The sequence below is a fragment of the Cryobacterium sp. Y50 genome, from assembly GCF_002929805.1.
Taxonomy (GTDB): domain Bacteria; phylum Actinomycetota; class Actinomycetes; order Actinomycetales; family Microbacteriaceae; genus Cryobacterium.
Map to the genome: position 1 here is coordinate 35,431 of NZ_PJJM01000078.1, position 22,617 is coordinate 58,047.

The 22,617-nt window shown below is 63.9% G+C and carries 18 protein-coding genes and 4 pseudogenes; 11 read left to right on the plus strand and 11 right to left on the minus strand.

Annotation, left to right across the window (positions count from 1 at the left end):
• Window positions 1–34 precede the first annotated feature (34 nt).
• Window positions 35–2,326: an FdhF/YdeP family oxidoreductase gene (locus tag CXY73_RS05895; protein WP_104134690.1), complete on the plus strand. Its 2,292-nt coding sequence runs from the start codon at window positions 35–37 to the stop codon at window positions 2,324–2,326.
• Between the two features lie 9 nt (window positions 2,327–2,335).
• Here CXY73_RS05895 and CXY73_RS05900 read toward each other — a convergent pair whose 3' ends face one another.
• Both CXY73_RS05900 and CXY73_RS05905 read right to left on the minus strand, forming a co-directional pair.
• The gene (locus CXY73_RS05900; protein WP_233198164.1) at window positions 2,336–2,653 is read right to left on the minus strand and encodes a DUF6457 domain-containing protein; all 318 of its coding nucleotides are present in this window, start codon (window positions 2,651–2,653) and stop codon (window positions 2,336–2,338) included.
• Between the two features lie 94 nt (window positions 2,654–2,747).
• Entirely contained in the window at window positions 2,748–3,236 is a 489-nt protein-coding gene (locus CXY73_RS05905) for a DUF427 domain-containing protein (protein ID WP_104134688.1), read from the minus strand.
• 582 nt (window positions 3,237–3,818) lie between these two features.
• On the opposite strand from CXY73_RS05905, the gene CXY73_RS05915 reads away from it, so the two are divergent.
• Window positions 3,819–4,652 carry an aldo/keto reductase gene (locus CXY73_RS05915; protein WP_104177129.1) on the plus strand — a complete coding sequence of 278 codons (834 nt, stop codon included), beginning with the start codon at window positions 3,819–3,821 and terminating at the stop codon, window positions 4,650–4,652.
• Window positions 4,653–4,710: 58 nt separating this feature from the next.
• A pseudogene (locus tag CXY73_RS05920) lies at window positions 4,711–5,733 on the plus strand (DNA polymerase domain-containing protein).
• Window positions 5,734–5,743: 10 nt separating this feature from the next.
• Here the strand turns inward: CXY73_RS05920 and CXY73_RS05925 are convergent.
• Together CXY73_RS05925 and CXY73_RS05930 are read right to left on the minus strand one after the other, a co-directional pair.
• On the minus strand, window positions 5,744–6,745 hold the full coding sequence (locus CXY73_RS05925; protein WP_104177130.1) for a glutathione S-transferase family protein: 1,002 nt from the start codon (window positions 6,743–6,745) through the stop codon (window positions 5,744–5,746).
• A gap of 29 nt (window positions 6,746–6,774) precedes the next feature.
• A complete protein-coding gene (locus CXY73_RS05930) occupies window positions 6,775–7,152 on the minus strand; it encodes a hypothetical protein (RefSeq protein WP_146071649.1) in 378 nt (125 codons plus the stop codon).
• 147 nt (window positions 7,153–7,299) lie between these two features.
• Here CXY73_RS05930 and CXY73_RS05935 point away from each other — a divergent pair, with 147 nt between their 5' ends.
• Together CXY73_RS05935 and CXY73_RS05940 are read left to right on the plus strand one after the other, a co-directional pair.
• Window positions 7,300–7,641: a hypothetical protein gene (locus CXY73_RS05935; RefSeq protein WP_104177132.1), complete on the plus strand. Its 342-nt coding sequence runs from the start codon at window positions 7,300–7,302 to the stop codon at window positions 7,639–7,641.
• Window positions 7,642–7,650: 9 nt separating this feature from the next.
• Complete coding sequence (locus CXY73_RS05940; protein ID WP_104177133.1) at window positions 7,651–8,457, plus strand: DUF1206 domain-containing protein; 807 nt, start codon at window positions 7,651–7,653, stop codon at window positions 8,455–8,457.
• 405 nt (window positions 8,458–8,862) lie between these two features.
• Here the strand turns inward: CXY73_RS05940 and CXY73_RS23480 are convergent.
• A pseudogene (locus CXY73_RS23480) lies at window positions 8,863–9,213 on the minus strand (DNA polymerase ligase N-terminal domain-containing protein); the annotation flags it as partial.
• A 182-nt stretch (window positions 9,214–9,395) separates the two neighbouring features.
• Window positions 9,396–10,202: pseudogene (gene ligD, locus CXY73_RS23485) on the minus strand (non-homologous end-joining DNA ligase); the annotation flags it as partial.
• Between the two features lie 72 nt (window positions 10,203–10,274).
• Between ligD and CXY73_RS05950 the strand changes: the two are divergent.
• A pseudogene (locus CXY73_RS05950) lies at window positions 10,275–10,475 on the plus strand (Ku protein); the annotation flags it as partial.
• Here the strand turns inward: CXY73_RS05950 and CXY73_RS21445 are convergent.
• Both CXY73_RS21445 and CXY73_RS05955 read right to left on the minus strand, forming a co-directional pair.
• Entirely contained in the window at window positions 10,475–10,855 is a 381-nt protein-coding gene (locus CXY73_RS21445; RefSeq protein ID WP_146071650.1) for a hypothetical protein, read from the minus strand. The pseudogene CXY73_RS05950 and the gene CXY73_RS21445 sit on opposite strands and share 1 nt — an antisense overlap.
• Before the next feature lie 111 nt (window positions 10,856–10,966).
• Window positions 10,967–12,535, minus strand: a complete 1,569-nt coding sequence (locus CXY73_RS05955; protein ID WP_158254040.1) for a phosphotransferase — start codon at window positions 12,533–12,535, stop codon at window positions 10,967–10,969.
• A gap of 35 nt (window positions 12,536–12,570) precedes the next feature.
• On the opposite strand from CXY73_RS05955, the gene CXY73_RS05960 reads away from it, so the two are divergent.
• Window positions 12,571–12,924, plus strand: a complete 354-nt coding sequence (locus CXY73_RS05960) for an FCD domain-containing protein (RefSeq protein WP_158254041.1) — start codon at window positions 12,571–12,573, stop codon at window positions 12,922–12,924.
• Window positions 12,925–13,324: 400 nt separating this feature from the next.
• Here CXY73_RS05960 and CXY73_RS05965 read toward each other — a convergent pair whose 3' ends face one another.
• Together CXY73_RS05965 and CXY73_RS05970 are read right to left on the minus strand one after the other, a co-directional pair.
• A complete protein-coding gene (locus CXY73_RS05965) occupies window positions 13,325–13,828 on the minus strand; it encodes a GNAT family N-acetyltransferase (RefSeq protein WP_104177135.1) in 504 nt (167 codons plus the stop codon).
• A gap of 44 nt (window positions 13,829–13,872) precedes the next feature.
• The gene (locus CXY73_RS05970; RefSeq protein WP_104177136.1) at window positions 13,873–14,070 is read right to left on the minus strand and encodes a hypothetical protein; all 198 of its coding nucleotides are present in this window, start codon (window positions 14,068–14,070) and stop codon (window positions 13,873–13,875) included.
• 92 nt (window positions 14,071–14,162) lie between these two features.
• Between CXY73_RS05970 and CXY73_RS05975 the strand changes: the two genes are divergently transcribed.
• The 3 genes from CXY73_RS05975 to pflA all read left to right on the plus strand — a co-directional run bounded on the left by CXY73_RS05975 (window position 14,163) and on the right by pflA (window position 19,192).
• Window positions 14,163–15,887, plus strand: a complete 1,725-nt coding sequence (locus CXY73_RS05975) for an AMP-binding protein (RefSeq protein WP_104177137.1) — start codon at window positions 14,163–14,165, stop codon at window positions 15,885–15,887.
• 81 nt (window positions 15,888–15,968) lie between these two features.
• Window positions 15,969–18,239, plus strand: a complete 2,271-nt coding sequence (gene pflB, locus CXY73_RS05980; protein ID WP_104177138.1) for a formate C-acetyltransferase — start codon at window positions 15,969–15,971, stop codon at window positions 18,237–18,239.
• Window positions 18,240–18,241: 2 nt separating this feature from the next.
• Window positions 18,242–19,192 carry a pyruvate formate-lyase-activating protein gene (gene pflA / locus CXY73_RS05985; RefSeq protein WP_233198165.1) on the plus strand — a complete coding sequence of 317 codons (951 nt, stop codon included), beginning with the start codon at window positions 18,242–18,244 and terminating at the stop codon, window positions 19,190–19,192.
• Here the strand turns inward: pflA and CXY73_RS05990 are convergent, their stop codons facing one another.
• Window positions 19,193–20,041 (minus strand): TIGR00645 family protein, encoded by an 849-nt coding sequence (locus CXY73_RS05990; protein ID WP_233198166.1) that lies wholly within the window; start codon window positions 20,039–20,041, stop codon window positions 19,193–19,195.
• Window positions 20,042–20,839: 798 nt separating this feature from the next.
• On the opposite strand from CXY73_RS05990, the gene CXY73_RS05995 reads away from it, so the two are divergent.
• A complete protein-coding gene (locus CXY73_RS05995; RefSeq protein WP_158254042.1) occupies window positions 20,840–22,528 on the plus strand; it encodes a flotillin family protein in 1,689 nt (562 codons plus the stop codon).
• The last annotated feature ends 89 nt before the right edge of the window (window positions 22,529–22,617 follow it).

Genomic DNA, 22,617 nt, shown 5'->3' on the forward strand with positions numbered 1-22,617 from the left:
ATGGCCGACAAGAAGACGACGAGAGCGGTGCCCCATGAGCAGCGACCCCCCAATCGACGACGTCACCGACGACGATATCGAGATCACGCACTCGAAAGCGTGGGCAGCCGGCGTACCGGGAGTGCTGAACTCCCTGAAACCAGCGATCACCCAGATGGGCGCCCGGCGGGGGATGCGGGCTCTGCTGGCGATGAACCAGAAAGACGGCTTCGACTGCATGAGCTGCGCCTGGCCCGACCCGGGCCAGCGAAAGACTTTCGAGTTCTGCGAGAACGGTGCCAAGGCGGTCACCTGGGAGGCCACCCCGATCACCATTCCGACCAACTTCTGGACCGAACATTCCCTGACAAACCTGCGGGACAAGAGCGAATACTGGCTCGGCATGCAGGGCCGTTTGGTCGAACCCGTCTACAAGCCCGCCGGCAGCGACCACTACCGCCCGATCAGTTGGGCCGAGGCCTTTCAGGTGATCGCCGCCAAGCTCAAGGGCCTTGACTCGCCCGACCAGGCGGCGTTCTATACCAGTGGTCGCGCCTCCAACGAGGCCGCCTTCGCCTACCAGCTGTTCGCGCGCGCTTACGGCACCAACAACCTGCCGGACTGCTCCAATATGTGCCACGAATCGACGGGCTGGGCCATGGGCCAGACCGTCGGCATTGGCAAGAGCACGGTCAGCTACGACGACTTTGCGAAATCCGATCTGATCATCATCATGGGACAAAACCCCGGTACCAATCATCCGCGCATGCTCACCGCGCTCGAAGAAGCCAAAGATGCTGGCGCCCAGATCGTCGCCATCAATCCGCTGCCCGAGGCTGGTCTGCGCCGCTACAAGAACCCGCAGCGGGTGCGCGGAGTCATTGGCCACGGCACCGATATCGCAGACCAGTTTCTGCAAATTCGCCTCGGCGGCGACATGGCATTGCTGCAGGCCGTCTCGAAGCGGGTGCTCGACGCCGAGGACGCTGCCCCAGGAACCATCCTCGATCAGGCTTTTCTTGACGAACACTGCCACGGGCTGATCGAGCTGCGCCAGCATCTCTCCCAACTCGATGAGCGGATGGTACTGGCCGCGACCGGCCTGCGCGCGGCACAAATCGACGAATTGGCAAAACGCTACCTGGGCGCTGATCGGGTGATCATTACCTGGGCGATGGGGCTGACGCAACAGAAAAAAGGCATCGAGACCATCAAGGAAATCATCAACCTGCTGCTGCTGCGCGGCAACATCGGTAAACCCGGTGCCGGTGCCTCACCGATTCGCGGCCACAGCAACGTGCAGGGTGACCGCACAATGGGCATCTGGGAGCAGATGCCGCCGGCCTTCCTCAACGCCCTGCAAGCCGAGTTCGGTTTCGACCCGCCACGCAAGCACGGCGTTGATTCCGTCGACGGAGTGCGTGCCATGCGCGACGGAAGGCTGAAGGTGTGGCTGGGGCTTGGCGGCAACTTCGTCTCTGCCATGAGCGACACCGGCATTGCTGAAGCCGCCATGCAACGCACCGAAATGAGCGTACAGATCTCTACGAAACTGAATCGCTCGCACGCCGTAACCGGCAAGGAGGCACTGATACTACCGACCCTGGGGCGCACCGAAATCGACGAGCAGGCCAGCGGGGTGCAGTTCGTCTCCGTAGAGGACACGGTCTGTGCGGTGCACCCCTCGTGGGGAAAGATCAAGCCGGTCGCACCGAATCTACTCTCGGAGGTCGCGATTATTTCGCGCCTGGCAAGCTCTGTCCTCGATGACCGAGTCGCGGTCGATTGGGCGGGTTTCGAGGCCGACTACGACCGCATCCGTGACCACATCGCCCACGTGATCGAGGGGTGTGAAAACTATAACGAACGCATCCGACAGGAGGGCGGATTCATGTTGCCGAACGGACCGCGGGACTCGCGCACGTTCAACACTCCAATCGGCAAGGCCATGCTGACCACGAACACCCTCGAGTATCTCGAACTACCGGCAGGGCGGCTGGTGTTGCAAACGCTGCGCAGTCACGACCAGTTCAACACAACCATCTACGGCCTCGATGACCGCTATCGCGGCATTAAAAAAGGTCGCCACGTGGTCTTCATCAACAAGAAGGACCTGATTGCCCTCGGTTTCACCGACGGCGACCTGGTCGACGTGCACAGCGAGTTCAGCGACAACGTCGACCGTGTGCTGCGAGGATATCGGCTCGTCGCCTACCCGACACCGCGCGGCTGCGTTGCCGCGTACTACCCGGAGGCGAATGTGCTCGTGCCCCTCGATAGCGTCGCCGACGGGAGTAACACGCCGGTGTCGAAGGCCGTCATCATCCGGCTGGAGCGTGCGGCCTGATCGTGAACGTTATTGCGCAGTGTTCACCCAGCCGGTTTTGTCGGGACCTTCGGTCGGGGGCTGCTGACAGACAGTGATGACAACTTCCGCTGCCCGGGCAATGGCCGTCTGCGAGGACATCGCCGAATTGGCGGCCGCCAGACCGGCTGCGTAGCCGACCATGAACGTGGTGATGGGGGCGGCCATGGGGCTGACAGCGTGGGCGGCTTCAGCGGCCACGTTCAGCACGAGATGGTTGTCTACCTCCAGGTCCAAAATCTGGAGGGCCTGGCTGAGTCTGCGGGTCCACTGATTGAGTATCTGTTCGTCAACCTCGTCGCGGTTCACAGCAGCTCCTTCATTAGTCGGGTACATCGGATGCCAAGCTGGTTTGAGGGTAACTCGACCCGTGAAATCGTGAGTAACGATTTTTCGCTAACAGCTACCACCCAGTGGTGCCCTCGGCACCCTTGTACGGCCCGACAATCTTCGTGGTGATCCAACCACCGTAATAGTCGCCGTCCTGTGCCTGCACCGTTTCACCGTCGACGGTGCAGCGGTGCATCGCCCCCGGGTAGATCGCGACGCGATCGGCCAGCGTTTCGTAACCCAGGGTGGGCGTGGGGTAGAACCAGGCAGCCCGTGCGCGCGAGCCCACCGAGAGGTAGCCGGCGATTCCCTTGTATTCGCAGTAGCTATGGCCCGGTGCGGGTTGCAGCACACCCGGTGCGAGTGCGCTACGCGGCAGGTAGTACACCGGCGGATGGCTGGTCTCGAGCACCCGCACGACATCACTCGTGTCGGCGATGGTCACGCCGTCGAGTTCAATAGTGACGTGTTCACCGGTATGTTCGACGCGGGGCGGGCGCGGATAGTCCCAGACGGATTCCTGGCCGGGGCGTACAGGGTCACGGTTCACTCGCTCAATCATGATTCGATGCTAGGTCGGCAACCTGCGAGGACGCGTTGTGCTTGCTCCGGGTTCGATGGTCGCAGCAGGGGCACGGCGTGTGCCGCAACGAAACCGGCCATGGCCAGCGACACGCCGACCAAAACGAGTATGAGCACGGCCGAACGGGTGAGCAGTACCCCGCGGTCATGCAGGCGAGTGAACTGACCAGAACCGACCAGCGGCCGAATCGGGCGGCGACGATGACGGCCTGGACCGATGACCAGGTGTCAGCGAGGTAGGCCACGAAGACAAGGCCGCGCGAGGTTTGATGCGTCAGGTAGGACCCGTGACTTTATTCCTACCGTGTGAACAACATCGCGCGCTGCAGCGTGACCGATGTGTGCGGGCTGAGAGCGTACCTCGGTCATTGTGCACACGGAATATCTTTCTGGGGTGAGTGGTTTCCTCTCCACGTGCACGCAGTTAGGTATGTTGACCATGACAACTCCGACTTCCCGGCTAGCCTCCATTGCGGGCCGGAAACATTTGTAGGACGGCCACTGGAAAACTGGATCTATTCACGTATCGTCGCACGCACATTTCTAACCAGGAGAAACACCAATGACTGCAGTTCCCACCATCACCCTCAACAACGGTACGAGTATTCCGCAGCTCGGTTTCGGAACCTACCAAATTACCCCGGAGACGACGAAGGCGGCGACCCGCGCGGCTCTTGAGGCCGGCTATCGACACATTGACACGGCAGAGATGTACGGTAACGAGAAAGAGGTCGGTGAGGCCATCGCAGAGTCTGGGCTGGACCGGTCTGAGATCTACGTCACGAGCAAGCTCAACAACGGGTTCCATGACCGTGTCGATGCTCTTGCCGCTTTCGATCGCACCCTGGATGCCCTCGGCTTCGATCACCTTGACCTCTTTCTCATCCACTGGCCGCTCCCGGCTGTTGGAGACTTCGTCGAAACCTGGAAGGCAATGGAGGAAATGCAGCGATCCGGCCGCGTTCGCACCATTGGCGTGAGCAACTTCCAGCGCGAGCACCTGCAGCGTCTGCTCGACGAGACCGACACCGTGCCGGCCGTCAACCAGATCGAAGTCCACCCGTACCTCACGCAGGATTCGCTGCGTGCATTCAACACCGAGCACGGCATTGCAACCGAGGCCTGGTCGCCGCTCGCGCAGGGAGCAGTTCTTTCCGACCCGGTGATCCTGGCAATCGCCGACCGCCTCGATAAGACTGCTGCCCAGGTCACCCTGCGCTGGCACCTGCAGCGGGGTGACATCGTCTTCCCGAAGTCGGTCACCCGCAGCCGAGTCGACGAAAACTTCGCCCTGTTCGACTTCGTTCTCACCGAAGCAGATGTTGCGGCGATCACTGCTCTGAACCGCGACGAGCGCACCGGCCCGAACCCCGACCAATTCAACTACATCCCGTAGCCGCCGGAAGCGACAGCTGAAGGCTGGCGCGGCCAAAAAATCTGGCTAAAGTGTGCGCATGAGCTCTGATGCAGTGGTTCTGATGGTTGCTGGCCCGCATGGTCCGCGCGATGTGCGCGTGTCCAGCCCGAAACGGGTGCTCTGGCCCGAACCGGGAATCACCAAACTCGACCTCGCCCACTACCTCATGGAGGTGGGCGAGGCGTTCGTGCGGGCCAACGGCGGCCGTCCGTTGTCACTGCAACGTTTCAGCGGCGGCATTGATGGCGAGCAGTTCTTCTCGAAGAACCCGCCCAAGGGCGCGCCTGACTATGTGCGGGCCGTTCCCGTGATCTACCCAAGTGGGCGCACGCATCCGCAACTCGTCATCGACGAACCGGCCGCCGCAGTGTGGGCCGTGCAGATGAACACGATCGTGTTCCACCCGTGGCCGTCCCGGGCCGAACTCTCGGACAATCCCGACGAACTGCGCATCGATCTGGATCCGCAGCCGGGCACGGGCTTCTCCGACACCATTCCGGTCGCTGTCGAATTGAAGAATCTGCTGGCCGAGGCCGGTCTGACCGCGTTTGTGAAGACATCCGGAAATCGCGGACTGCACGTGTTCGCGCCGATCACCCCGACCTGCGAATTTCTTGACATGCGACACGCGGTCATTGGCGCGGCGCGCGAGTTAGAACGACGGGTGCCCACCCAGGTGACCACAAACTGGAGGAAGGAAAAGTGCGGCGAGCGCATCTTCATCGAAGATAACCAGGCCAACCGTGACCGCACCATGGCCGGCGCCTACAGCCCACGGCCGCTGCCGCACGCACCGGTGTCCGGTCCGCTGGGGTGGAGCGACCTCGCCTAGGCCGACCCGCATACGTTCACTATTCTCACCCTGCCGACCCGTCTGCGGTAACAGGGCGACCCGTGGGCCGCCATGCACGAGCAGCCTGGCTCGATCGACACTCTCTATTCGTGGTGGGAACGTGATTTGGCCGGCGGCCTCGGCTAGCTGCCGTTTCCGCCGGACTTTCCTAAGATGCCGGGGGAGCCGCCGCGGGTGCAGCCCAGCCTCGCTCGCCGCCCCGACTAGCCCGAAGTGACTAGTTCACAATCCGCTCGTCGGGCAGCGGTGCCTCGGGTGGGGTGCCGGGGCCGAACGGGCGGCCACCGAGGTCGGCCCGAGAGTGCGGGGCCAGCCAGGCGGCAGCATCCGGTCCCTTTGGCACGATGCCACTGGGATTGATGTCCCCGTGCGTCACGTAGTAATGCTTCTTGATCTGGTCGAAATCGATCGTGTCACCAAAACCGGGCGTTTGGAACAGGTCGCGGGCATAAGCCCACAGCACCGGCATCTCGCTGAGCTTGTTTCGATTGCACTTGAAATGCCCGTGATACACCGCGTCAAAGCGTGCCAGAGTCGTGAACAAGCGGATGTCCGCCTCGGTAATCGTGTCGCCCATGAGATACCGCTGCCCGGCCAGACGTTCCGCGAGCCAATCCAGTCGGGCGAAGAGGGCGTCGTAGGCCCGCTCATACGATTCTTGGCTGCCGGCGAAGCCGCACTTGTAGACACCGTTGTTGACGTCGTGAAAGATCACGTTGGCGACCTCGTCGATCTCGGCCCGCAGGGCTTCGGGGTAGAGGTCGGGGGCGCCAGCCCGGTGGTGCTCTGTCCACTCGGTCTCAAAATCAAGGGTGATTTGCGGGTAGTTGTTGGTGACGACCTTGCCAGTCGGTACATCGACGATCGCCGGCACGGTGATACCGCGCGGGTAGTCGGGAAAACGGGCGAAGAAGGCCTGCTGTAGGCGTTCAATGCCGAGCACCGGATCGAGCCCGTCGGGGTCAAGATCGAAGGTCCAGCTGTTCTTGTCGTGGGTCGGCCCGGGCAGGCCGAGCGAGATGACGCCCTCGAGGCCGAGCAGGCGGCGCACGATCGTGGTCCGGTTCGCCCAGGGGCAGGCCCGCGCTGCGACTAACCTGTAGCGACCCGCCTCGACCGGCCACCCGTCCCGGCCATCCCGCGTGATGCGGTCCTCGATGTAATTAGTGTCGCGGTTGAAGTCCAGGCCGGGCTTGATATAACTGGGGTTCAGGCTCATACCTCCACGCTACGCGCCTCAGGCGGTCCCTAGACCACTTCGCTGAGCTGTTCGGCGATTTCGACGTCGGTGCGGGCGTCGATGATGCCCCACATCATGTGGGTGGGGCCGCTGCTGTCGCTCGGTTCGGTGCGCGGCCGGCTGGCCCAGCCGTGCGCAACGGCGGCGGCGCCGAGGTGCTCCAGCGAGGTACTGATGCGCGTCTTGCGAATCTTGCCGGCCAGTACGCTGCCGTCGGGCGCCTGACGCCAGCCGCGTTTGTGGGCGATCACCCGAGCTATTTCTTCGTTGGTCAGCCAGCGCGAAAAGCTGCGGGTGGGTGGGTCGATGGCAATCAGCTTCATGCCGACACTGTACCCGCCCGGCCCCGGCACCTCGTCAGAGACGCGGATCGGGGCAATACTCACAGCATCAACCCGACATAGAAGGAGAACGAACCCTGAGCAGTTGCCTAAGCGGTACCTCGGCTTTCGCGACAACGCGACCGAGAAGGACAAGATCTTGCACTCCGAGCGGACCACTCCGAGCGGACCACTCCGAGCTGATTCTCGCTGATGGCCTCCGACACCCCCAAAAGCAGGGAACTCCCCACGCGCAGCAGCGTTACCGTCTCCCTCAGCGGTGAGGACGAGGTCAAACTGACCGGGTACCGGGAGAAGCTGGTGAGGGGCGGCTCCGTCACGACGCTGCTCAACAAAGCGCCCTGGGGCGACAGTTTCGGCATGGTAGTCGACAAATTCGGCACCAACTGGATGGTCAACATCGCCGATGTCGCTGCCGAGCCCGCGGTCGCCTTCGTGCCCGGTGACGCGGAATTTCGGGACGGCGTCACCCGGTCACTTGTCGGTACGTCGGCTACGGAAAATTTCTGCGCACGACGGTGTGCGTCGACCTAGGCTAAGCCCGTGAAGAACTCATCGGCGACACACATCGCTCGCGACGCGAGTAACAGTTCGGCACTGCAACTGTTGGCACGGCTAGGGTTCGCCGTCAACGGGCTGCTGCACATTTTGATCGGGTCGATCGCGATTACCGTGGTGATCGGTGCAGGCAGCGGCTCCGCCGACCAGAGCGGGGCACTCGCCCAGCTGGCTTCAGGCCCGGGTGGGGTGTTTTTGCTCTGGACCGTCGTGGTCGGTATGTTCGCCCTTGGGCTGTGGCTGGTCGTCTCCGCATTCGTGATGCAGGGCGAGTCCAAACGAAAATGGGCGCGTCGTCTGGCCAACATTGCCAAAGCCATCGTCTCCATTGCCCTCGGCACCACGGCGCTGACCTTCGCCCTGGGCGGTGCGTCCAGCTCGATCGGCAGCACGCAGAGCGCGAGTTCGTCGCTGCTGTCCTCGCCGGGCGGCGCCATCGTGCTGTTCGTGGTCGGTGTGGCCGTGCTCGGTGTCGGCGGCTATTTCATCTACAAAGGTGCCGCGCAGAAGTTTCGGTCAGACCTCGCCGTGCCGAGCGGATCGGCCGGCCGCGCGGTCATCGCCCTCGGCGTCGTCGGCTACGTCGCCAAGGGCATTGCGCTCGCCGTGGTTGCGATCCTCGTCGGCGTCGCCGCGGTCACCAATGATGCCAGCAAATCCACCGGGCTCGACGGGGCGCTCAAAGCTCTCGCCGCCCTGCCGTTCGGAACCATTGCCCTGATTCTGATCGGCGTCGGCCTGATCGCTTACGGCCTCTACTGCTTCGTTCGCGCCCGCCGTGCCCGGTTGTAGTCCGCGGGACGCCTGACGAGTGTCCCAGGCGATCACCCCACCGAGCAGCACGAGCGAGATCGATAGTGAGGCGAGGGCATCCGTTGCCAAATGGTAACCAAGATAAAGATGGCTGATCGCGGCGAGCCCGGTTCCGACCCGGCCGACGTAACGCAGGCCCGTGTCGGTGGGAACCCCGAGTAGCAGGGATCCGATTGTGCCCGACTGGTTGCCCTTGCCGGGCCGCCAGCCGCCGACCACGACCTCCTGGGTACGGAAGTGTTTGATTTTCAGCCAGTCTCGCGACCGGCGCCCCACGCTGCAAGGGGCGTGCAGCCGTTTGGCCATGACCCCTTCGAGCCCGAGCTGGTGAATCAGCCAGTTGTTCGCCGCCCCGCGTTCGGCGCGCGTGCGAATCAGGGCGAACCGGGCAGTGCCGTCGAGTCCGGCGTCGAGTTCGCCGTGCAGGGTCACGATCACCTCATCATCGAGCCACTTTTCGAGGTCGTAGTCGCCGCGATCCCAGATCGTGACGTTGCCGGCACCATATTCTCCAACCGGAATATTTCCCTCGAAGCCGCCGTATTCGAGCGGATGGTCCTCCACGTGTACCGCAAGCCGGTTCGGGGTCGGTGACACCGGCACGCCGCGCGGCAGAGCCCACGACACCAGCACCCCGTCGTGTCCGAGCCGGAAATCCCAGTGCAGGCTGCGGGCATGGTGCTCCTGAATGACGAAACTCTGTCCGGCTGTGTCGCCCGAAACGGATGCCGGCACAGGCTCCGGCGTTTTACTCCCGTTCCGCTTGTCGCGGTATACCGTGAGGCGGTCCGGCGTGACGCGGTCGGGGGCGGCCGCCCTCGCGTATGCTCGAATGACCCGGCACCGAGCTGTGCGAGCGGGTCGTCCCGCCGCTTCAGGCGGGCGAGCACCTGCTTGTAGTCGAGCTGTTGCAGTTCGGTCGAGGTGAGCTCCTTCCAGGTGCGCGGGGTCGCGACCATCGGATAGCTGCGCTCGCGCAGCGAATACGGCGTGATCGTGGTCTTCGCGGCGTTGTTCTGGCTCCAGTCGATGAACACCTTTCCCGGTCGCAGCACCTTTTTCATATCGCTCACGACCAGGTCGCGGTGGTCGGCCTCGAGCGCCCTGGCCAACTCGTGCGCGACCGCCGACACCTGGTCGCAGGTGTACGACAGGTCGAGCGCCGCATTTAAGTGGATGCCCTTGCTCCCGCTGGTCACCGGCATCGCTTCCAGCCCCATGTCCTGCAGAATTGCCCGGGCCCAGCGCGCTACCTCGGCGCACTCGAGCAGCCCGACGCCCGGTCTGGGGTCAAGATCCAGCACGAACCGGTCCGGATTGCGCGGGGTACCGGTACGGCCGAACTGCCACTGCGGCACATGAATCTCGAGGGCGCACATCTGGCCGAGCCAGGTCAGCGTGGTCAGGTCGTTGACCAGCGGGTAGCTGGTGACATGGTCCCTGTGCTGGATCTCGCGCCGTTTCACCCAGCTCGGCGTCGCCGCTTCGAGGTTTTTCTGAAAGAACACTGGGCCGGGGTCGTCGAGCGTTCCGACACCGTGCACCCAGCGTTTGCGGGTGGCCGGCCGATTGGCCGCGTGCGGAATCAGCACGTCGGCTATGGCCGCGTAGTAGCCGAGTACGTCGGCCTTGGTGGTACCCGTCTCTGGAGACAGCACCTTGTTCAGGTGAGTGAGCGTGATGCGGTGTCCTTCGACGGATGCCACCGGGCTGCTGGCGTTCATGCGTCAACTGTGCTCCCAAATTTTGGGGTCGACTAGGTCGACGGATTTTTCGATCGGGTGTGTACTGGTCGCATGAGAAGCATCTGGACCGGTGCGATCACCTTCGGACTCGTCAACATGCCCGTTAAGGTGTACAGCGCTACCGAAGATCACGACGTCTCGCTGCACCAGGTGCACGATGCCGATGGGGGACGCATCCGCTATCAACGTCGGTGTGAAGTGTGTTCCAACGTCGTTCCCTGCGACCACATCGACAAGGCCTTCGACGACGACTACCAAGACGAGTTGCGGGCACTCATCGAGGCTAAACTGTAGAGCGTGGAGGCCAGCCGGGATCGCGCCAAGCCCAAACCGAAGCGGTCGAGTTCGGCCTCGTGAGCTGTCGGCCTGGCCGCCGACGACCCGCGGCCCTGCCTCGCCGAGGCTGCGGCGGCAGGACCGTTCACCGTGACGGGACTCGTCGAGAAAGTGTCCAGAGCGGATGCTCCGAGCACCATCGTTGGCCGCTCCCGCATCGAGATCCCCGCGCTCGCCGCGGACACGAACTCCGATAACGCTGCCGGGCTGCCGGGCTGCCGGGCTGCCGGGCTGCCGGTGAACGTGGCCGTGCCTGCGGACGCGCTGAAGGGCATCCGTCGGCTGAATTTGCGCATTCATCTGCCTGCGGGATCCCCGGACACAGAGGTAGGCCAGGAGTCCGATCAGCGCGAACTCCCGGCGCATGTCGCGGACGGCGGCCCACAGTTAGGTAGCGCGGACCACGATCAGTTTGGCGCGCCGACCAGCCGTTTGACCGCAGCGAGCGGGATCGGCAGCCAGGCGGGTCGGTTGCGACTTTCATAGACGGCCTCGTAGAGCGCTTTGTCGAGTTCGAAGGCATCGAGCAGTGCTTCCTGCTCGGCCAGTTTGAGACCGGAGCGTTCCGCGTAACCGTCGAGGAAAGCGCCACGGCAGGCCGTTGCCCATTCGGAAATCATCGGTAGATTCTTCGTCATCGCATCGGTCGACGAACCGGCTGAAGTGAGGGTGGCCGCGGCTTCGGCCGTGGTCGCCGTCATCGCTCCGGACACGTAGGAGAAGGATCGCAGCATGCCGGCGACGTCGCGCAGCGGGACATCGGGCCGGGTACGTTCTCGCAGAGTGCGCAGCGGTTCACCTTCGAAATCCAGCAGCACCCAGCCGCGGCCCTGCACGTCGAGAACCTGCCCGAGGTGAAAGTCACCGTGGATGCGCTGGAGTCTGGGCCACGCGGCGGATTCCGCCCGGGCAAACACCGTTTCGATGGCGCACTGGTATTTGGCCAGCATAGGAACTTCGTGCAGGGTCTGACTGCAGCGCAGTCTCATCTTGGCCATTTCCGCGGCAATGACTTCGGGGGTCGTCTCCAGGGTCGGCAGTGTGCGCGCCAGATCGTGGTGCACGTCGGCGGTGGCCTGGCCCAGCCGGAAGGCCTGGCCGGTGAAGTCACTTCCCGCGGCGGCGGCGATCAAGGCCGTGCGCCAGGCATCCGGTGCATCGGGCAGAAACTCCTGAGCAAATGCCAGGTGGCCGACCGCACGCTGGCCGGGTTCGGCCGGATCGTCCCACTGGCCGAGAACAGCACCGAACGGCAGGGGGACCCGACTTGATCCGGCACCGGCCAGCGCGGCCTGTACCGTCACATCCGGATTCTCTCCAGCATGAATAATGCGGAAGACCTTGCAAATAATCGGCACCGCCGGGGCTCCGGTCGCGTCAACGCGCTCCACGATGATCGAGGTATTGGATTGCTCTCCGCTGAGCACCCGACTCGATACGACGGTTGCGACCGTCGTGCTGGAGGGGGCGCTGGATCGCGGGCGCAGGTCCTCGCCGCGTGCGCCGGCGGCGGAGCGGTCAGCCACCGACGACTTGGTCGACGCGGACATGCCCTGCTGCTCCATAAAGGCGAGCAAAATGGTAGCGAAGGCGGGATCGTAGGCCGCATCGTAAATGTACCGTGCGTTCAACGAGCCGGGTTGGCGCACGGTGATCAGGGCGTTGCCAGTGCCGGGCAATTCCTCGACGCGTTCGGTGGTCGGCAACTGGTACAGCGTGAGCGTGAGGCTCGCTGTGTCGAGCACCAAGTCGACGCGAATGGTGACTCCCGGTTCGGCGCAGTCGAGGGCGAAATGCCCGATGCTGCGTAGCGCGGGAACGCGACCCTTGTTGCTGAACCAACGCTGCGTCGACACCCACGCGTTGACGTAGCTGGGTAGCGGGGTGCCGCGATGGTTTGGCGCGAGGTCCGCGTCGGCGGTTTTGTGGGGCTGCGAATCTCGGTCTGGACGGTGAACGCTGTCTCCATCGATCATGCCGCCAGCGTAGCGTCCTAACCGGGATTCTGTCGTTGCGGCAAAGCGCCCGAGACTCACTGTTTTGCAAAAGTTTCTGTCAGGCCGCGGCCGCCGGCGACCGTGCCGCTATGAGCGACGCCGATCTAGCGTTCCACGAACGCCTGATTGCCCTGAGCGACAGCCCCCGCCTCGCTCGCATCCACAGCATTCTGATGACGGATACACGAATGTGCCAGACCGTACTCTCGGACTCCTATCGGGTCGACGCGGAGTGGATCGTGGAGCATCGCGGTATCGCCGAGGCCGTGTTGAACGGCGACGGGACGCTGGCCGAGGGCCTACTCAGCGACCATGCAGAGGGCGCGCTGGCGCAACTGACCAGGACGACGGCATCCATTTCGGTGTGACCGGCACGGCCTGTGTACACCCGGCCGCTGCTTAGCGCCGGGCCATTTGCGCGCCTCGCCGGGATCGGTCGTTTCCGGAGTCGAAAAAGTTCAGGCCGAGGCGTGCGCTGCCAGGGCGGGGGGCAGACGGGCCGGTTCGACGCGAATGCTGGTGCGCTCGCAGCCGGTGCACTTGAGGACATAGAGGGGGAGAGTGATGCGCAGAGCCTGCGCGGGGTTGGGTTTCAGGTCAGCTGGTGATTTGCAAAACGGGCAAGTGAGTCGCCTCGAGGGGTTTCCCTTAGCTCAGTTCTGCGCAAGCGGTAGCTCGCGTCAGAAAGACCATAGAGTGAATCACAGTTCTTTGCTGCCCCTTGAATTCGTCGCCAAACTGTGTATACAGAACAGTCCGTCTGCCCCGCTAAACGGATGCCGCCATCAAGCTCACGACGACGGTGTCACCCTTCGTCGACAGCTGGCCGACCTCAGCGAAGCCGAGGCGGCCGTGGAACGTGAGGGATCCCGGGTTCGGCGGTTCGAGGTTGACCTCGCATAGCACCTCGGCGAGCAGTTCGCGGCGGGCCGCACCGAAGATGGCGTCGTAGAGCACCTGGCCGAGCCCCTGCCCGCGAAAACCGTCGGCCACGACGATACGGTCGACATAGAGAAAATCGGTGGATCGCTGGGAGAACCAGCGATAGTTCTCGCTCGCGTACTCGGCGCCGGCGACAAAGAGGATGGCAAAGCCAAGCACCTCTGCGGCCGCATCATCGTCGGCGACGACAGCGACCGCGAGGTGGCTGAGTTCGACCAGCGCGGCCAGCGCCGGTGCATCCAGCTCGTTGACCGCGGGAACGGCGGCATTGTTGAGCGCGAGCAGGCGCGGTAGATCGGCGGCATCGAGAGAACGAATCGAGTAGGTCACCCTTTAACGATAGGCCAGCGAGCCACCCGCAAATCGCAGGCCCGCTAGGCCTCCGCGCGCGTTCCGGCCCGGTAGACGGCGGCCGCGATGACCAAATCTTCCCAGGACATCTCGGTGCTCTTGAAGACGCGGGGGCGTTCTGTCGGGACGGCGACGATGCAGCAGTCGGTGGGCGCCAGCCTGCCGTCAAACAGCGGAGTACGCGCGGTAGTGGCGCAGACGATCAACTGGGCCGTTGCCACGTCAGCGGCTGGCCCGACTCCGCGGTCCTGTCAGAATGGACTATTGCCGTTTCGCTTTGGCAATACGATTCGCCAAGAGGAGACAACATCGCATGACTCATCCGGTGAGCACGAGCACAATCAACACGAGCACAGATAACTACAAGGCTGCCCGCGACCAGCTGTTGGCGCTGCGCGACGATCATGCCCGTGCCGCGCAGGAGTTTCGCTGGCCCGACGTCGGCGAGCACTTCAACTGGGCGACCGACTGGTTCGATGTGCTCGCTCAAGGCAACGACAAGATCGCCCTGTGGATCGTCGAGGAAGACGGCAACGAGCAGAAGTTCAGCTTCGCCGAGATGGCCTACCGCTCAGACCAAGTGGCTACCTGGCTGGTCCGGCAGGGCGTTGGTCGCGGCGACCACGTTATGCTCATGCTCGGCAACCAGCTCGAAATCTGGGAGGCGATGCTCGCCATCATGAAGGTCGGCGCAGTCATCATGCCGACGAGTGCAGTGCTCGCCACACATGACCTGACTGACCGGGTACGACGTGGTGGCGTCAAGCACGTGATCGCGAACGCGTCCGATGTGCCCAAGTTCGACGAGGTTCCCGGCGATTACACCCGCATCAGCGTTGGCGCACCGCGGCCCGGCTGGGCCGACTTCGCAGAGGCCTACGGCCTCACGCCGAAACCCATCGCGACGGTCGTGGCATCCGCTGACCCGTCACTGATCTATTTCACCTCCGGTACGACGAGCAAGCCTAAAATGGTGCTGCACTCGCAGACCTCCTACCCGGTCGGTCACCTGTCGACCATGTACTGGCTGGGACTGCGCCCCGGCGATGTGCACCTCGCTATCAGCTCGCCCGGCTGGGGCAAGCACGCCTGGAGCTGCTTCTTCGCCCCGTGGATCGCTGAGGCGACCGTATTCGTCTACAACTACTCCAAATTCGCTCCCGACGCCCTCATCGCGCAGCTGCACCGCGCGAAGATCAGCACGTTTTGTGCACCGCCGACGGTCTGGCGCATGCTCATTCAAGCGGATCTCGGCCCCCGGCCGGTCAACCTGCGCGAGCTGCTCTCTGCCGGGGAACCCCTCAATCCCGAGGTCATTCGCCAGATCGACGACGGCTGGCAGCTGACCATCCGCGACGGATTCGGGCAGACCGAAACCACCGCGATCGTCGGAAACGGACCGGGATCGGTGCTCAAAGCCGGGTCGATGGGCCTGCCCCTGCCCGGCGTCTCGATCAAGCTGCTCGACCCGATCACCGAACTTCCCGCCAAGGAAGGTGAGATCTGCTTGGACCTGTCGACGAGTCCGGTCAACCTGATGACCGGCTACCACGATGAACCCGATCTGACCGCGCACGCCATTCGTGGTGGCTTCTTTCACACCGGCGACGTCGCCACTGTGGATGCCGACGGCTACCTCACCTTCATCGGCCGCACCGACGACGTGTTCAAGTCGAGCGACTACAAGGTGTCACCGTTCGAGGTGGAGAGCGTGCTGCTCGAGCACCCCGCGGTTGCCGAAGCCGCAGTCGTTCCGGCCCCGGACGCGACCCGGCTGAACATTCCCAAGGCGTACATTCACCTCGCCCCGGGCTGGGAGCCGACGGCCGAAACTGCCGAAAAGATACTGCTGCACGCCCGCACCCGGCTGCCCGCATACATGCGCGTGCGGCGGGTCGAGTTTTTCGACCTCCCGAAGACCATCTCCGGCAAGATCCGCCGGGTCGAACTGCGGGAGCGCGAAGCCGACGCGGCCTTCGTGGGCGCCCGGCTGCCGGATGAATGGCGCGACGACCAGTTTCCGGGGCTCAAGCGGTAGCAGTATCCGCTCGAAAAATCTGCGGGAAAGTCGGGGCTTACGGCCCGAGACAGGGCCCGGCCCGGTCGATAGCGTGGAAGCATGACCCTTCTTGACAACCCGCGTGCCACGACAACCGATGCCCCTACCAGCGCTATCAACGGCTGGGCCGGCTTCACCGCCGGGCCGTGGCAGCACGGCATTGACGTTCAAGATTTCATCCAGCACAACTACACGCCGTTCACTGGCGATGCGAGTTTTCTTACCGGCGCCACCGAGCGCACCCTGGCACTCTGGGCTCGGCTATCGGAGATGTTCCCCCGGGAGCGCGCGCTCGACGTCGACCCGTCCACCCCGGCGTCGATCACCGCGCATGCCCCCGGCTGCACCGACCAATCGATCGAGATCATCGTCGGTCTGCAAACGGATGCCCCGCTCAAGCGTGCGATCATGCCCTTCGGCGGCTGGCGCATGGTCGCCACGAGTCTGGAAACCTACGGATACCCGGTCTCGTCCGAACTCGAAACCATTTTCACGAAGTACCGCAAAACGCACATCGACGGCGTCTTCGACGTCTACCCGCCCGCCGTCAAGCGGGCCAGGCACAGCCACCTCATCACCGGACTGCCGGATGCCTACGGTCGCGGCCGCATGATCGGCGACTACCGCCGCGTCGCGCTCTACGGTGTTACCGCCCTGATCGCGGCCAAGAAACTCGAACGCACCGCACTCGACGCGCAGCCGAGCACGGAGGAGATCATTCGCTCCCGCGAGGAGAACGCCGAGCAGGTACGCGCCCTGAAAGAACTCGTGCAGATGGCGGCGCACTACGGGTTCGACGTCACGCAGCCGGCGCGTACCGCGACCGAGGCGGTGCAATGGCTCTACTTCGCCTATCCCGGTGCGGTCAAGGAGCAAAACGGCCCTGCCATGTCGTTTGGGCGCAACAGCGCCTTTCTCGACATTTATATGGAGCGAGATCTCGCGGCGGGAATCCTGACCGAAAGCCAGGCGCAGGAACTGATTGACGACCTCGTGATCAAGCTGCGCATCGTGCGCTTTCTGCGCACCCCCGAATACGACCAGCTGTTCTCGGGCGACCCGACCTGGGTCACCGAGTCGCTCGGCGGCATCGGTCTCGACGGCCGCAACCACGTCGTCAAGAGCGCGTTTCGGTTTCTGCAGACGCTGTACAACCTGGGCCCGGCTCCCGAGCCGAACCTCACCGTGCTCTGGAGCGATACTCTGCCGGACGGTTTCAAACGCTTCTGCCCGCAGGTCTCCATCGATACCTCGGCCATTCAGTACCAGTCCGAAGACCTCATTCGTGCGGCCTGGGGCGACGACGCCGCGATTGCGTGCTGTGTCTCGCCGATGGGCGTCGGCAAGCAGATGCAGTTTTTTGGCGCCAGGGCCAACGTGGTCAAGGCGCTGCTCTACGCCATCAACGGCGGCCGCGACGAGCTGACCGGCGAGCAGATCGCCCCGGTCACAGCGCCCCTGGATAGTGACGTGCTCGACTACGACACGGTCTGGGCGGCCTACCTCGCGAGCCTCGAATGGCTCGCCGCAACCTACGTCGACGCGCTCAATTGCATTCACTACATGCACGACAAGTACGCCTACGAGCGCCTGGAGATGGCCCTGCACGACGGCACTATTCTGCGCACAATGGCCTGCGGCATCGCCGGCCTCAGCGTCGCCGCCGATTCCCTCGCCGCCATCAAGTACGCCACCGTGCGCCCGGTGCGCGACGCCAGCGGCCTCGTCGTCGACTATACGATCGACGGCGACTACCCCGCGTTCGGCAATGACGATGACCGGGTCGATGCGATCGCGGTCACCATCGTCGAAACCTTCATGGCAATGATTCGCCAGTACCCCGCTTATCGCAATGCCGTGCACACCCAGTCGGTGCTCACGATCACTTCGAACGTGGTCTACGGCAAGAAGACCGGCAACACGCCTGACGGACGCCGCGCCGGCGCCCCGTTCGCGCCGGGAGCCAACCCGATGAACGGCCGGGACAGCCACGGCATGCTCGCATCGGCCCTGAGCGTGGCAAAACTGCCATACTCCGAAGCGCAGGACGGCATTTCGCTGACCAACACGGTCGTGCCGACCGGGCTCGGCCGCACTCCCGCGGAGCAGGTCACCAATCTGGTCGGCCTGATCGATGCCTACACGTTATCGCACGGCTATCACCTCAACATCAACGTGCTCAACCGCGAAACCCTCGAGGACGCCATGGAACACACGGAGAACTACCCGCAGCTCACCATTCGGGTGTCGGGCTACGTCGTAAACTTCGTGCGCCTCACCCGGGAGCAACAGCGCGACGTCATCAGCCGCACCTTTCACACGAGCGTCTAGCCGTGTCAGCCGTGGTCAATCTTGGAGCGCACCGTCTGGGTCCGGTGAAACGGGTCACCGACGGTCCGTCAAAAGCGGATGCCATCAGACGGGCGATGCGCGCAGCATCCGTTGCCCGAGCTTCGACCGCAGATGACCTGCACCAACTGGATCTGACCTGCGCCGCGTCCAGCGCTGCCGCGGCGACCGACCTGCACCATCAAGAGTTGGAAGCGATCCGCGATGGCACGGTGGCGAGTGTGCATTCCTGGGAGCTGGTCACGTCGGTCGACGGACCGGGCACCCGGCTGACCTACTTTCTCTCCGGCTGTCTGTTGCGCTGTCAGTACTGCCACAATCCGGATACCTGGAAGATGCGCAACGGCGCACTCACGTCGATGAACGACGTGCTCGCGCGCATCCGTCGTTACCGCGCCGTGTTCGCGGCGACCGGCGGCGGCGTGACGCTATCCGGCGGAGAACCGCTCCTGCAACCCGCGTTCGTGGCGCGGCTGTTTGCCGAGTGTCACGAACTCGGTGTGCACACCACTCTTGACACGTCGGGGTACCTCGGCGCGAGTGCCACGGACGAACTGCTGGAAAACGCCGACCTGGTGCTGCTCGACGTGAAGTCAGGCCTCCCCGACACTTACCGCGAGGTGACCGGGCGCGAGCTGGCACCGACGATTGCGTTCGGCGACCGACTGCGCGAGCGTGGCATCAACGTGTGGGTGCGGTTCGTGCTCGTTCCGGGGCTGACCGACGCGGTCGACAACGTTGATGCGGTCGCCGAGATCGCGGCCCGGTGGCCGAACGTCACCCGGGTCGAGATGCTGCCGTTTCATCAGATGGGCGCGGACACATGGAATCGCCTGGCGATTCCGTATCCGCTGCACGGCGTGCTGCCGCCCGATGCCGCGCTACAGGAGCGGGTGCGGGCCCAGTTTCGGGGCCACGGCCTCGTGACGTTCTAGCTAGAAGCGGGCGAGCAGTTCCGTCTTCTTGGCGAGGAATTCGGCATCCGTCACCACGCCGGCCTCGCGCAGTTGAGCGAGCTGCGAGAGATGCAGGGCGACTCCGGTCGATGCCCCAGCAGCGTGGTTTTCGAGTTCGCGGTGTGCGGGTGCGGCGGTGAGGGCCGGAAACGGCTCGAGAGCGAGGATCGGCCCGGGGGTAGGTTTCGGGGCGGCGTGACCGGACTGGGACATCCGGTCGATCCAGGCCAGTGCGATCGCCGAGAGGATGAACACCATGTGAATGATGACCTGCCAGAGCACGCCGTCCCAAGTGTAGATGTTGCCTGTGATGGTTTCGGTCGGGTTGTTATCGACGGGGGTGCCGCGCGCGGCCAGGTCGCCGACCTCGATGAAGGTCTTGAGCAGGTGGATCGACGAGATGCCCACGATGGCCATGGCGAGCTTGACCTTGAGCACGTTGGCATTGACGTGGGAGAGCCATTCCGGCTGGTCAGGGTGACCCTCCAAACGGATGCGAGACACAAACGTCTCGTAGCCGCCGATAATGACCATGATCAGCAAGTTCGCGATCATGACTACGTCGATCAGGCCGAGCACCGAGAGCATGATCGCGGCTTCTTCGACGTGGATGCTGCCGTCGTCCCCCGGCACAGTCAACGAGGTCCAGATGTCGCCGCCGAGGTTGATGAGTTCGACCATGAACACGATCACGTAGATGATCTGCGCAATGATGAGGCCAATATAAAGGGGCGCCTGCAGCCAGCGGCTGAAGAAAATCATGAGGCCAACGCTGCGCACCCAGCGAGACTGGGGCCGGAACGGGCGGGAGAGGGCTGTTTCAGTCACCGGTTGATCATAAACGAGGCCCGGGTGAGAACCACCTGTGTGCCGCAGGTTCTGTGGACGTACGCTGACGAGTGATGAATTCGGCCCCGATGGTCGCTCACCAGCACGGTGCCGTGAGCTCCCCGGCCAGTGTGCGGGCATGGACGGAACGATCAGAAAGATCTCAGCGAACGTGCACAAGCGCTGAGCCCGGGATCGCTCGGGCGAGCGAGCGGCGCGCCAGCAGGCTCGGGATCGGTACCAGTTATCACGGCGGCCGGCACCGCATCCGTTTCTGCCTGCAAGACGCAACCGCAGGCGTGGTCTGTCAAGGCTTCGGACGAAGTAACGCGGCAATAACGCTGGAGCACCATAGTCGTTACGCCCCACCCCTGTTCCAGCATGAATTGAATGAAGAGGAACGGAGCCATGCCCGAACCGATGCCCTGAACTACACGGCAGCCCTCGCTGTCTCCAAGTGGACTCGACCACCTTCGCCCACACGTGGTCAACCCCGGTGGCGGTAAAGTTTCATCGATTGGAGTGTTCAAGACCACGAAGAAGGATGTCGACGCCATTTTTGCGACGCATCTGCCGCCTTTGTGGCCGAGCATGACGGCGTTGTACCAATTGTCTTCTACGCCCACGGCGGGCTGGGGGCGACTGCTGTCGGTTCGGCCCGACCGATGGCATCCGCTTATTGTCGACATCTTTCGCATCCGGCGCTGTGGCCTGCGACACTGGAGAAACAGCTCTGCGTCGAGGTCGTCTGACCGATTCGCGGAAACGATGTACGCGCCGGCTCCTCGGAAGGACCCCATGCTCGATTTTCTGTTCAGCCCGATCCCCGGGATCATCTTCACGATTGTCGTGGTTCTGCTTATCGGCCTGATTTACGCCAAGACGATCTATAAAAACGCAGGGCCCGACGAGGCCCTCATTATCACGGGCAAGAAGAGCCGCAAGACCATCGTCGATGGCGCCACGCTCGAGGAATCCGGCCAGCGGGTCGTGCACGGGCAGGGCGTGTTCATCACGCCGTTCTTCCAGAAGGCGTTCAAGATCAGCCTGCGCAGCCGCGCGATTGAGATCACGGCCGTCGCGCAGGACCGCAACGGCATCACGCTCTCCGTCGAGGCCGTCGCCATCGTCAAGGTCGGCGACGATCCGGCCGCCATTCGCGCCGCCGCCCAGCGTTTTCTTGGACAGGACAAGAACATTGACGGCTTCGCGCAGGAGGTACTGAGCGGATCGCTGCGCTCCTCGATCGGTGCGACCGACGTTATGACCGTTATTCAAAAGCGCGACGAGCTCGGTACGTCGGTGCTGGCCACAGCCCGCGAATCGCTCGCCAATCAGGGGCTCGACGTTGACTCGTTCGAGATCAAGGGCATCACCGACGAGAACGACTATATTCGCGACATCGGCCGTGCCGAGCAGGCCAAGGTGCGTCGTCAGGCCGAGGTAGCCGAGCACGTTGCGAACCGCGAGTCGCAGGAAGCCCTGATCACCGCCGAGCAGGCCATCGCAGAAGCTCAGAACACGCTTGCGCTGCGTAAGGCCGCGCTGCAGCTCGATACCGACAAGGCCTCCGCCGAGGCCGCCGCGTCGAAGCCGCTTGCTGAGGCGAAGGCGCAGCAGGCCATCGTGCAGGAGCAGGAACTCACTGCCCAGCGCCGGGCCAGCCTGCGCAAGGCCGAGCTCGAGTCCGAGGTCAACGCCATCGCCGACGCAGACGCCTATCGCATTCGTGTGACAGCGATTGCCGCCGCCGAAGCATCCGTCGCCAAGGCCACTGCCGATCGTGACAGCCGTGTCGCCAACGCCGACGCCACGCGCGCTGAGGGCCAGGCCGAGGCCGATGCCATTCTCGCCCGCGGTACCGCCGAGGCGACGGCCACCCGGCTCTCAGCCGAGGCCGTCGCTCAGCAGTCTGAGGCGCTCATTCAGCTGCGCCTGGTCGAAATGCTCCCGCAGATCGCGCACGAGCTCGCGGCGCCGATGGGCAACATTGACCAGCTCACGGTTATTTCAACGGATGGCGCCAGCCAACTCTCCAAAAACGTCGCGTCCGGCTTCAGCGAGGTCGACGCCGTGCTCGGCTCCACCATGGGGATCGGCATTAAGGACCTGCTCGGTGGCCTGCTTGGCGGCACCGCGGGAGCCGCTTTGCGGAACGCGACACCCAGTTACAGCAGCGCAGCCCCCTCGACCGCTGGCGCTGCGCCGACTCCCTCGAGCGCAACGGGCGCTGCTTCAGCACAGTCCGGGGTGACGCCGACCTCGGTGTCGGCCGCGGCCGCGCCGTCGGCCACATCGCAGTCTACGTCGATGGCCTCGTCCGCGGCGACAGCTGCCGCAGCGGCGCGATCAGCAGCGGAAGCATCCGTTTCTCAGTCGATCGACGACGTTGATTTCGATGCTGTCGCTGACGAAGCCGCTGCCGCAATCACCCGCACTGCGGCAGCGCGGCTGCCCAAGAAGGCCGGGGACCGCCTGCTGCCGTAGTGCCCTGACCGCCGTAACTGGGGTTAGCAGCCGGGGCCGTGGGGGTTGGCGTGGCAGTCTTTGGCGACGAGGACGGTGGATTCGTTGGT

Coding starts and splice junctions, on each gene's coding strand:
- CXY73_RS05995 (WP_158254042.1), top strand. CDS start 20,840: ATGCTCGATTTTCTGTTCAGCCCGATCCCCGGGATCATCTTCACGATT.
- CXY73_RS05975 (WP_104177137.1), top strand. CDS start 14,163: ATGACTCATCCGGTGAGCACGAGCACAATCAACACGAGCACAGATAAC.
- pflB (WP_104177138.1), top strand. CDS start 15,969: ATGACCCTTCTTGACAACCCGCGTGCCACGACAACCGATGCCCCTACC.
- CXY73_RS05935 (WP_104177132.1), top strand. CDS start 7,300: ATGGCCTCCGACACCCCCAAAAGCAGGGAACTCCCCACGCGCAGCAGC.
- CXY73_RS21445 (WP_146071650.1), bottom strand. CDS start 10,855: ATGCGCAAATTCAGCCGACGGATGCCCTTCAGCGCGTCCGCAGGCACG.
- CXY73_RS05905 (WP_104134688.1), bottom strand. CDS start 3,236: ATGATTGAGCGAGTGAACCGTGACCCTGTACGCCCCGGCCAGGAATCC.
- CXY73_RS05895 (WP_104134690.1), top strand. CDS start 35: ATGAGCAGCGACCCCCCAATCGACGACGTCACCGACGACGATATCGAG.
- CXY73_RS05925 (WP_104177130.1), bottom strand. CDS start 6,745: ATGAGCCTGAACCCCAGTTATATCAAGCCCGGCCTGGACTTCAACCGC.
- CXY73_RS05915 (WP_104177129.1), top strand. CDS start 3,819: ATGACTGCAGTTCCCACCATCACCCTCAACAACGGTACGAGTATTCCG.
- CXY73_RS05955 (WP_158254040.1), bottom strand. CDS start 12,535: ATGATCGATGGAGACAGCGTTCACCGTCCAGACCGAGATTCGCAGCCC.